Source organism: Achromobacter sp., from assembly GCF_036567245.1.
In the GTDB taxonomy this organism is placed as follows: Bacteria; Pseudomonadota; Gammaproteobacteria; order Burkholderiales; family Burkholderiaceae_B; genus Achromobacter.
In genome coordinates, this window is sequence record NZ_DATCUY010000346.1 from 1 (window position 1) to 9,571 (window position 9,571).

At 65.9% G+C, this 9,571-nt stretch carries 9 protein-coding genes; 3 read left to right on the forward strand and 6 right to left on the reverse strand.

Features of this window, described 5'->3' with window-relative positions; genetic code table 11:
- Together VIR09_RS15150 and VIR09_RS15155 are read right to left on the reverse strand one after the other, a co-directional pair.
- On the reverse strand, positions 1 to 1,838 hold a 1,838-nt coding region (locus VIR09_RS15150; protein ID WP_332013613.1), incomplete at its 3' end, for a hydantoinase/oxoprolinase family protein.
- A gap of 132 nt (positions 1,839 to 1,970) precedes the next feature.
- The gene (locus VIR09_RS15155; RefSeq protein WP_013395305.1) at positions 1,971 to 2,915 is read right to left on the reverse strand and encodes a LysR family transcriptional regulator; all 945 of its coding nucleotides are present in this window, start codon (positions 2,913 to 2,915) and stop codon (positions 1,971 to 1,973) included.
- Between the two features lie 130 nt (positions 2,916 to 3,045).
- Between VIR09_RS15155 and VIR09_RS15160 the strand changes: the two genes are divergently transcribed.
- Positions 3,046 to 4,017, forward strand: a complete 972-nt coding sequence (locus VIR09_RS15160) for a tripartite tricarboxylate transporter substrate binding protein (protein ID WP_332013614.1) — start codon at positions 3,046 to 3,048, stop codon at positions 4,015 to 4,017.
- A gap of 183 nt (positions 4,018 to 4,200) precedes the next feature.
- Positions 4,201 to 5,706, forward strand: a complete 1,506-nt coding sequence (locus tag VIR09_RS15165; protein WP_332013615.1) for a tripartite tricarboxylate transporter permease — start codon at positions 4,201 to 4,203, stop codon at positions 5,704 to 5,706.
- Between the two features lie 46 nt (positions 5,707 to 5,752).
- Here VIR09_RS15165 and VIR09_RS15170 read toward each other — a convergent pair whose 3' ends face one another.
- The 4 genes from VIR09_RS15170 to VIR09_RS15185 form a co-directional block, all read right to left on the reverse strand.
- A complete protein-coding gene (locus tag VIR09_RS15170) occupies positions 5,753 to 6,226 on the reverse strand; it encodes a DUF4148 domain-containing protein (RefSeq protein ID WP_332013616.1) in 474 nt (157 codons plus the stop codon).
- A 157-nt stretch (positions 6,227 to 6,383) separates the two neighbouring features.
- Positions 6,384 to 7,733: a heavy metal sensor histidine kinase gene (locus VIR09_RS15175; protein ID WP_332013617.1), complete on the reverse strand. Its 1,350-nt coding sequence runs from the start codon at positions 7,731 to 7,733 to the stop codon at positions 6,384 to 6,386.
- Complete coding sequence (locus VIR09_RS15180) at positions 7,733 to 8,422, reverse strand: heavy metal response regulator transcription factor (protein ID WP_332013618.1); 690 nt, start codon at positions 8,420 to 8,422, stop codon at positions 7,733 to 7,735. Before VIR09_RS15180 ends, VIR09_RS15175 begins: the two co-directional genes overlap by 1 nt.
- A gap of 164 nt (positions 8,423 to 8,586) precedes the next feature.
- Complete coding sequence (locus VIR09_RS15185) at positions 8,587 to 8,928, reverse strand: DUF4148 domain-containing protein (protein ID WP_332013619.1); 342 nt, start codon at positions 8,926 to 8,928, stop codon at positions 8,587 to 8,589.
- Positions 8,929 to 9,156: 228 nt separating this feature from the next.
- On the opposite strand from VIR09_RS15185, the gene VIR09_RS15190 reads away from it, so the two are divergent.
- On the forward strand, positions 9,157 to 9,571 hold a 415-nt coding region (locus VIR09_RS15190), incomplete at its 3' end, for a TolC family protein (RefSeq protein WP_332013620.1).

The window sequence follows — 9,571 nt, forward strand, 5'->3', positions numbered from 1 at the left end:
AGGGGCGCGCGCGGCACCAGGCCGGTGGCGCGCACCCGGCAATTGACGATCTCCACCGGGCGGCCGGCGGCGTCGTAGCCGTACTCGCGCACATGCGCCGCGCTGAATGCCGCGACGAACTCGTCCAGCGGCATCAGCTGCATGCCGTCCAGCGGCACGGCGATTTCGAAGTTCTGGCCCTGGTAGCGCGCGTCGATGACGGCGGACAGGCGTTGCTCCGCGTCGTTCACGCCTTCGCTGGACAGCCAGGCCCGGGCCTTGCCGGCCAGGGCTGCCAGCGCTTGGCGGACCACCGTCCAGCCGTCCGCGGTGGCGTAGGCCATCAAGGTCTGCACGAAGTCCATGGAGATGTCGGACAGCAGGATGCCGCGTGCGCACATGGTGCCGGGCTCCTGCGGGATCAGCAGGGTGCCGATGCCGCAGTCGCGCGCCAGTTCGGCGGCATGCAGGCCGCCCGCGCCGCCAAAGGCGCACAGTGCGAACTTGCGGATGTCATGCCCCCGCTCGGTGGAGACCGCGCGCACCGCGCGCGCCATGTTGGAGTTGGCGATGCGCAGGATGCCGTAGGCAGCTTCTTCGACGCTCAGTCCCAGCGGGCGGGCGATCTGCGCTTCCAGCGCTTCGCGCGCCTGGCGCGCGTGGACGGCCATGCGGCCTTCCAGCAGCGCGACCGGATTCAGACGGCCCAGCACCACGTGGGCGTCGGTGATGGTCACGACTTCGCCGCCGCGGTTGTAGGCGATGGGGCCCGGCACCGCGCCCGCGCTCTGCGGGCCGACCTTGAGCGCGCCCGCGTCGTCGATGCGTGCGATGCTGCCGCCGCCCGCGCCGATGACGTGCACGTCCACCATCTGGGTCTTGACCGGATAGTCGGCCACCAGGCGGCTCGAGGTGAACAGCGGCCGCAGTTCGGCGACCAGCGACACGTCGGTGCTGGTGCCGCCCACATCGAAGGTGATCAGATTGGGCAGGCCCGCCACGCGGCCCAGTTCGGTCGCGCCGATCACGCCGGCAGCGGGGCCCGACACGCAAGTGCGCACGGGCGCCGTCAGCACCGATTCCACCGACATCAGGCCGCCGTTGGAGTGCACCGTGGTCGGTTCGGCCGCCACGCCCATGGCGCGCACGGAGCTCACCAGGTTGCGCATGTAGCCGGCCATGCGCGGGCCGACGTAGGCATTGAGCGCGGTGGTCGACATGCGCTCGTACTCGCGGAATTCCGGCAGGATCTCGCTCGACACGCTCAGGTAGACGCCAGGCAGGTGTTCGGCCAGGATGTCGCGGGTGCGGCGCTCGTGCGCATCATTGCGGTAGCTGTGCATGAAGCAGATGGCGACCGATTCGACGCGGGCCGCGGCCAGTTCGCGCGCCACCGCCGCCACCTCGTCCTCATCCAGCGCCTGCAGCACCGCACCGTCGGCGCCGACGCGCTCGGTCACTTCGAACCGCCACTCGCGCGGCGCCAGCGGCTGCGGCTTGGTGACGTTGTAGTCGTACAGGTGGGGGCGCGTCTGCCGGCCGATCTCCAGCACGTCGCGAAAGCCGCGTGTGGTGACCAGCGCGCAGCGCGAGCCCCTGCGCTCGATCACCATATTGGTGGCGACGGTGGTGCCGTGGCCCACGTGCGCCAGTTCGGAACCGGCAATCTCGTGTTCGCGTATCAGGTGGGCCAGGCCGGTCTGGATGGCCTCGGACGGATCGTGCGGCGTCGAAGGCACTTTGTAGTAATGCAGTTCACCGGTGTGCTCGGCAAGCAGGGTGAAATCGGTGAACGTGCCGCCTACGTCGAAGCCGACGCGAAAACGGCGGGCGCCCGGGGCGGATGCGGTCTGGGTCACGCTGGTCTCCAGGATGCTGGCGCGCAAGGCGCCGGGAGTGGGATGACCAGAATGCTATTGACGCACCATCATTCGGTCCAATCAAAGATTGGTATCAGTGATTATCACTGTTGTGAATGATTTGTCAGTACCTCAATACGGATGCGACTCCGCCGGCTGCGCCTGATCGAACACCATCCCTTGCGCCTGGCAGACCTTGAGGATCTCTTCGCGCAGCCAGCGGTGCGCGGGGATATTGTCCGAGCGCTCGTGCCAGATCAGGTTGACGGTGCGCGGGGCGAACGGGAAGGGCGCTTCCACCGCTTCCAGCAAATGGCTGTAGGGACTGTTGCGCACGGTGTTCAGGGGCACCACGCAGATCAGGTCGGTCTCGGCCAGCAGGCGCGGCGCCAGCGCGAACTGGTTGATGGTGAGCACCACGTTGCGCTTATAGCCGTGGGGCGCGAGTTCATGGTCGATCAGGGTCGGCGTGCCCAGCAGGCTCACCATCAAGTGGCGCGCGCGCAGGAAGTTGTCCAGGGTGAAGCGCGGCTGCGCCAGCAGCGGGTGGCCCTTGCGCATGGCGCAGACGTAGGTCAGCGTTTCCAGCGGCAAGGTGCGCAGGGACGAGCCGAAGTTGGAATACACGCCCGCCGCCATGTCGACTTCGCCTTTCTCCAGCAGCACGCCGGCATTGTCCAGCGAATAGGGATGCAGGTGGATGCGGACGTTGGGCGCCACCGTCTGCTGCTCCACGAACAGCGGCCGGATGACCTGGTCCGCCACATAGTCGGACATGGCCATGCGGAACACGGCCTCGGAGCGTGCCGGATCGAAGTCGTTGCGTTCCAGCGTATCGGCGATGCGGGCGAGCGCGTCGCGGATCGGCGGCCACAGGAGTTCGGCGCGCTGCGTGGGCAGCACGCCGCCCTGGATCTTCACGAACAGCGGATCCTTCAAGGTCAGCCGCAGCCGGTTGATGGCATTGCTGACCGCGGGCTGCGTCATGTGCAGGGCGGAGGCCGCGCGCGTGACGTTGCGTTCGGTCATGACCGCGTCGAAGATGCGCAGCAGGTTCAGGTCCATCGAGGTCAGCATGGCAATCCCGGGTGATTATCAACGTTGGTGATAGAGATCTATTTTAATTGTTGATTAGCCATATAACACGGGACCGCTTAATCTTCCCCGGGTGCAAGCGCAGTCGTTACACCACGAGGGGAAATCATTGATGGTCAAGCATCTGAAAACTCTGGCCGCTGCCTGTCTGGCGGCCGGGATCGCCGCGCCCGCGATGGCTGCGGACGCCTATCCCAGCAAGCCGATCACAATCGTCCTGCCGTACGCGACCGGCGGGTCGGCCGACATGCTGGCGCGCTTCGCGGCGCAGGCCCTGCAAGCCGAACTGGGCAAACCGGCCATCGTCGAGGCCAAGCCGGGCGCGGGCGGCGTGCTGGGCACCGAGTTCGTCTCGCGCGCCGAGCCGGACGGCTATACGCTGGCGTTGACCGCCAGCGGCACCATGGCCGTCAATCCTTACGTCTACAAGCTGCGCTACAAGCCGCTGGAAGACTTCAAGCAGATCACGGTGCTGGTCGACCTGCCTTTCGTGGTGGTCACGAACAATGAGTTCCCCGCCAAGAACCTGCAAGAGTTCATCGACTACGGCCGCAAGAATCCCAACAAGATCACCTTCGGCAATGCCGGCCTGGGCACGCAGCAGCATCTGACCCAGCTCATGTTCGCCCGCGCCGCCGGCATGCAGGTCAACATCGTGCCCTACAAGGGCAGCAGCCCGGCCATGAACGACCTGCTGGGCGGCCATATCGACGCGGTGCTCGACAACACCGGCGTGCAGACGCCCTTCATCAAGGCCGGCAAGGTGCGCCCCTTGTTCGTCACCAACCCGGAACGCGTGGCGGCCTTGCCCGACGTGCCCACCGCGCCCGAAGCTGGCCTGCCGGGGTTCTCCGCAGTTGCCTGGTTCGGCCTGGCCGCGCCCAAGGGCACGCCGGATGAGATCGTCGACAAGATCCAGCAGGCCCTGGCGCGCGAGTTCGCCAAGCCGGAAATGAAGCAGCGCCTGCTGGATCTGGCGATGATCCCGCGCGTGTCCACGCCGGCCGAAACCACCGCCCGCGTGAAGAGCGATCTGGAAACCTTCGGCAAGATTGCCAAAGAGGTCGATCTCAAGCCGATGTGAGGCCTTGCCGCGTCAGCGGCATGGCCTCGGCATCGTCCCACGGCGAGCGGGTTGCTGAGATCGGCAGCGCGCCCGCCATCCTTCAGCTGGGCTTCCTCAGTCCGTAAAAACCCGGGTTTCTTGGTGTTTTATATCGTACTACGATCTATTTTCGTATCACGATAAAAACACCAAGGAGCGGGGATGGAACTTGTCGATAACCTCATGCTGGGGTTTTCCGTGGCGTTTACGCCGGAAAACCTGCTGTATGCGCTGTTGGGATGCGTGCTGGGCACGCTGGTGGGTGTGTTGCCTGGCCTGGGACCCGTGCCCACCATTGCGATGCTGCTGCCGATCACCTATGTGCTGCCGCCCGTCGCGGGGCTGATCATGCTGGCTGGCATCTATTACGGCACACAGTACGGCGGCTCGACCACCGCCATACTTGTCAACCTGCCAGGCGAGACTTCCGCGGTCGTCACGGTGCTCGACGGCCATCAGATGGCCCGTAACGGCCGCGGCGGCGCCGCGCTGTCGCTGGCCGCCATCGGCTCCTTCTTCGCCGGATCCGTGGCCACCATGCTGATCGCGGCATTCGCGCCGCCGCTGGCAGAGGTTGCGTTCAAGTTCGGGCCGGCCGAATACTTCTCTCTGATGACGCTGGGCCTGGTGGGGGCGGTGGTGCTGGCATCGGGTTCGCTGGTCAAGGCGATCTGCATGATCCTGCTGGGGCTGCTGCTCGGCCTGGTCGGCACGGATGTCAATTCCGGCGTGGCCCGGTACGACTTCGGCATTCCCGAGCTGCAGGACGGCATCAATTTCGCGATCGTGGCGATGGGCGTGTTCGGTTTTGCCGAGATCATGAATAACCTGGAACTGAAGGACAAGCGGGTCGAAATCACGGACAAGGTGGGTTCGTTGTATCCCAACCGGCAGGAGATCCGCGAGGCGGCGCCTGCGATCGTGCGCGGCACCGCGGTCGGATCGATGCTGGGCATCCTGCCCGGGGGCGGATCGGTGCTGTCGGCCTTCGCTTCCTACACGCTGGAAAAGAAGCTGTCCAAGGAACCCGAGCGTTTCGGCAAAGGCCATCCGGCCGGGTTGGCCGGGCCGGAATCGGCCAACAATGCGGGGGCGCAAGCGTCCTTCATCCCGCTGCTGACGCTGGGCATCCCGGGCAATGCGGTAATGGCGCTGATGGTGGGCGCGATGACCATCCACAACATCCAGCCCGGCCCCCAGGTCATGACCAGCCATCCCGAACTGTTCTGGGGCCTGATCGCGTCGATGTGGATCGGCAACCTGATGCTGGTGATTCTCAACCTGCCGTTGGTCGGGCTCTGGGTCAAGCTGCTCAAGGTTCCCTACCGCGTCCTGTTCCCCGCGATCCTGGTGTTCTGCACGATCGGGGTGTATTCGCTCAACTACAACACCTTCGACCTCTACATGACGGCCTTCTTCGGCGTCGTCGGCTACATCTGGAGCAAGCTGCGCTGCGAGGGCGCGCCGCTGCTGCTTGGCCTGGTGCTTGGTCCCATGATGGAAGAGAACTTCCGCCGCGCGCTGCTGCTGTCGCGCGGCGATTTCACGACTTTCGTGGAGCGGCCGCTGTCCGCGTCCCTGCTGGGCGCGGCGCTAGTGCTGGTCGTGCTGGTTGCCTTGCCCAACATCCGCAAGAAGCGCGAGGAGGCGTTCGTCGAAGAGGACTGAGGCCGGGCCGCTCCTGCTTTAGCGTGGACCGCGCGGCAGGTGACGTCTACTGCCTGCCGTTCTCAATCGCCAGCTGCTGCCGATACTCCGCGCCCGTGCGCATCCTGACATACTCCGCATATCGCTGGCGGTACTTCAGGCTGAACACGTCGGGCTCCTGGGCTCCGCGATAGAGGTCCGCCATGCCCGAGCGTTTCCACAGGTTCAGGTCGGCGCGCACTTCCGCGCGCGTCTTGGACGCGGTGGCAGGCCGGGACGGCGGGTAGTCCAGCTCGCCGTAGGTGACCAGGCCGGCGGCCTTGGCGCGTTGCAGCTCGTCGGCAACCTGGGCGCTGGTCTTGCCCGCTTGAGAGGGCGCGATGGCGGGCGGATAGTCCAGTTCGCCGTACGTGACCTGGCCGGCATTCCTCGCCTGCTCCAGTTCAAGCCTGACCTGTTCGCGGGTCTTCGGCTCGGCCTGGACAGTCGGGGCCGCAGCGGCAACGGAAATGGCAAGGATCAACAGGGTCAGACGATTCATAATTTCTCCATGGAACGTGGTCCGGCAGTCTCAACAATCCAGGGGAGGCAGATGGCCTCCCTGAGGCCGGGCCCTTGAAAGCCGCTGTTTTGGCTGGTCTTCAAGAGGCATGGAGAAATTCTAGGGAGCGGGCGCGAACAGAATCCGGACAGCCGGATTAGCTTTCTGTAATGTCCGCCGCCGCGATGCTGAAGCCTATGGTGGTGCTCCGGTTGGCCGACCTGGCGTAGCTGCGGCCGCCGTGCATGCGGGCGATGGCGGCGACGATGGCCAGCCCCAGCCCATGATGGTTGGCGTCGAACTCGCGCGAGCTGTCGCTGCGGTAGAAGCGGTAGAAAAGCCGCGGCAGGTGCTCTTCCGGTATCGGCTCGCCCGCGTTGCGCACAGAGACCAGGATCTCTTCGGCGCCGCCGCGCGCGATCTCGACCTCTATCACGCTACCCTGGGCGGCATAGCGCACGGCGTTCGAGATCAGGTTCGACACGGCCCGCTGGAACAGCGCGCGGTCGACCTGAGCGGGCGCGTCGCCGATCACAGCTATTTCGACGCCAGCGTCCAGGGCCTCAGCCTCGTGGTATTGCGCGACTTCCCGGACGATGCCGGCGAGACTGGTCTGCCAGGCGCCCCTTGCCTGCGCACCGCGGTCGGCCTGCGACAGGAACAGCATGTCGTTGACGATCCCGGAAATGCGTTGCAGTTCCTCCAGGTTGGAACCCAGCGTTTCCAGCAGCGCTTGCGGGGAGGGGCGCGTGCTCAGCGCCAGCTCGGTCTCGCCGATCAGCGTCGCCAGCGGCGTGCGCATTTCGTGGGCGACGTCGGCGTTGAATCCTTCCATCTGCACATAGGCGCGCTCCAACCGCTGCAGCACGGCGTTGAACTGGCGCACCAGCGGCCGGATCTCGCAGGGCTGGCCGCTTTCGTCGAGCCGTTCACCGATGCGGTCCGGAGACAGCTGCGCCGCCTGTTTGCCCAGTGCGTCCAGCGGCGCCAGCCCTCGGCGCACCAGCAGCGTTCCCACCGCCGCGACGATGATGGCGCCGGCCAGGGCGCAGGCGAACAGGGTCCAGGCCAAGGCCTTGCGCAGCAGGATGTCGCTGGAGATGTCCAGCACCAGTTCGGCGTTCATGGCGTCGCCGGGCGCGCCGGGGAAGGGCAGCGTGAAGGCGATGCGCCGCTCATGGTGGAAATCGTTGTCGCCGGCGATGGGGCTGCCGTAGTAGACCTTTTCGCCGTCTATTTCCAGCACCAGCGAGAAATCCGGACGCCCGTAGAAGAAGTCGCTCAGCTTGTGGCGCAGGCGGGTGGAGTCCTGGCTGGCGGCGTTTTCCTCGACCAGGTGCCGCACGACCTCGACCTTCTGTTGCAGCAGGGCTTCCTGGCGGCTGGCCAGGTTCAGGTTGGTCGCGTAATAGACCGCCACGCATACCAGGCCGAGCGCGATGAAAGTCTGGATCGCCAGCCAGCGCGACAGCCAGCGGTGCAGCGATTTGGGGCGCTGCCCGGACATCAGTCGCTCCGCGGTTCCAGCACGTAGCCCATGCCGCGCACGGTATGCAGCAGCTTCTTTTCGAAGGGTTCGTCGACCTTGCCGCGCAAGCGGCGGATCGCGACCTCGACCACGTTGGTGTTGCTGTTGAAGTTGATGTCCCACACCTGTTCGGCCAGCTCCAGCCTCGACAGGACTTCGCCCTGCTTGCGCATCAGCAGGGCCAGCAAGGTGAATTCCTTGGCGGTCAGATCCAGCCGCACGCCGTCGCGGCTGGCGCGCCGGCGCAGCAGGTCCAGTTCCAGCCCGTCGATGCGCAGCACGTTCTGGGCGATGGTCTCGGTCTGGCCGTGGCCGCTGCGCCGGCCCAGCGCCAGCACGCGGGCCAGCAGTTCCGACAAGGCGAACGGCTTGGCCAGGTAGTCGTCGGCGCCGTCGCGCAGGCCCTTGACCCGGTCTTCGAGCTTGTCGCGCGCGGTCAGCATCAGGACGGGGACGCGGCTGGTCTTGCGGATCTCGGCCAGCACGGAAAAGCCGTCCATCGCGGGCAGCATCACGTCCAGCAGGACGAGGTCGTATGGGCTTTCACGGACCAGATGAAGTCCGGTGACGCCGTCCAGAGCCACGTCGACCACGTAGTTGTGTTCGGTCAGCGCTCGCCGCAAGTACTCGGCGAGTTTTTTTTCGTCTTCGATTACGAGTACTTTCATATCAGCAGAATAAAAAGAGTGCGCGGAAGTCCTCGGATCCTGCGTCCTATTCTAGGCGGAATCGCGTCGGGGAAAGAAACGCAAACAGGGCGGCCCAGCCGCCCTGCGCAGCGCCGGCAGGCACGCGGGACGCGTCCGCCATGGGTCCGGGATCAGTCCTGGGTTCAGCCCGGGGTGTAGATCGCGTCCAGGCGGGCGCGTTCGGCCGGCGTCATGGCCTCGATTTCCGCCATGGCGTCCGCGCGGGTGCGGGAGGTGCCCTGCTTGACCCAGCCGGGCTTGGCGGCGTTCAGATTGGTCAGGAACCATTGCTTCGGGTCGGACTTGGCCACGGCCAGCTCGGTCTTCACTTCGTCGCGGGTCTTGCCGCCGGTGACGTGATCCGGCGCGATGGCGTAGCCGATCTCGGTGTTGGTCTGGTGCCAGGTGCTCGATGCGCTGGCGGCAAAGGGAACGGCCAACACGGCACCCAGGGCGAGGGCGGCGGAAAGGGTTTGGATCTTCATGGATATCTCCTAGGTTGAGAGCGGCGCCGCGAGCGGTGTCGCGTCCGGCGCATACACGCTGTTTGTGTAGCGACGGTGACACTCTACGGACGCATGTCCGTCAATTCACGAACTCCCTGATTACGTTTTCGTAAGGCCCGTGAACCTTACGGAAATGTCATTTTTCTGTCGGTCGATTGACGCGCCTGTCTGGATACATTGCCGGCTCGCACCTTCCTTGGTTGAACCATGCATGTATCTGCCTTGCCGCTGACCCTGGCGGCCCTGATGATCGCCGCGTCCGCGTCCGCTTCCGCCCAGGACGCAGGCGCGGCCCGCGCTCCCGCACCCGTGGCGCAGAGCCAGACAGGCGCCGTGCTGACGCTGGAGCGTGCCCTGGCCGCGGCGCTGGAACGCAATCCCGGATTCGCCGCAGCGAAGAATGAGGCCGCGGCGACCGAAGGCCTGCTGACGCAGGCAGGCGTGCTGCCCAACCCGTCCATCGACGTCAGCGTGGACGATACGAAATCTGCCACGCGCACGACCACGACCATGCTGAACATGCCGCTGGAGACGGGCGGCAAGCGCGCCGCCCGGGTCAAGGCGGCGGGACTGTCCCGCGACATGGCGCGCCAGGACGTGGCGGGCACGCGGGCCGGCCTGC

Excerpts from the sequence above, each read along its gene's own strand:
- VIR09_RS15160 (WP_332013614.1), top strand. The coding sequence starts at position 3,046 with ATGGTCAAGCATCTGAAAACTCTGGCCGCTGCCTGTCTGGCGGCCGGG.
- VIR09_RS15165 (WP_332013615.1), top strand. The coding sequence starts at position 4,201 with ATGGAACTTGTCGATAACCTCATGCTGGGGTTTTCCGTGGCGTTTACG.
- VIR09_RS15170 (WP_332013616.1), bottom strand. The coding sequence starts at position 6,226 with ATGAATCGTCTGACCCTGTTGATCCTTGCCATTTCCGTTGCCGCTGCG.
- VIR09_RS15185 (WP_332013619.1), bottom strand. The coding sequence starts at position 8,928 with ATGAAGATCCAAACCCTTTCCGCCGCCCTCGCCCTGGGTGCCGTGTTG.
- VIR09_RS15155 (WP_013395305.1), bottom strand. The coding sequence starts at position 2,915 with ATGCTGACCTCGATGGACCTGAACCTGCTGCGCATCTTCGACGCGGTC.
- VIR09_RS15175 (WP_332013617.1), bottom strand. The coding sequence starts at position 7,733 with ATGTCCGGGCAGCGCCCCAAATCGCTGCACCGCTGGCTGTCGCGCTGG.
- VIR09_RS15180 (WP_332013618.1), bottom strand. The coding sequence starts at position 8,422 with ATGAAAGTACTCGTAATCGAAGACGAAAAAAAACTCGCCGAGTACTTG.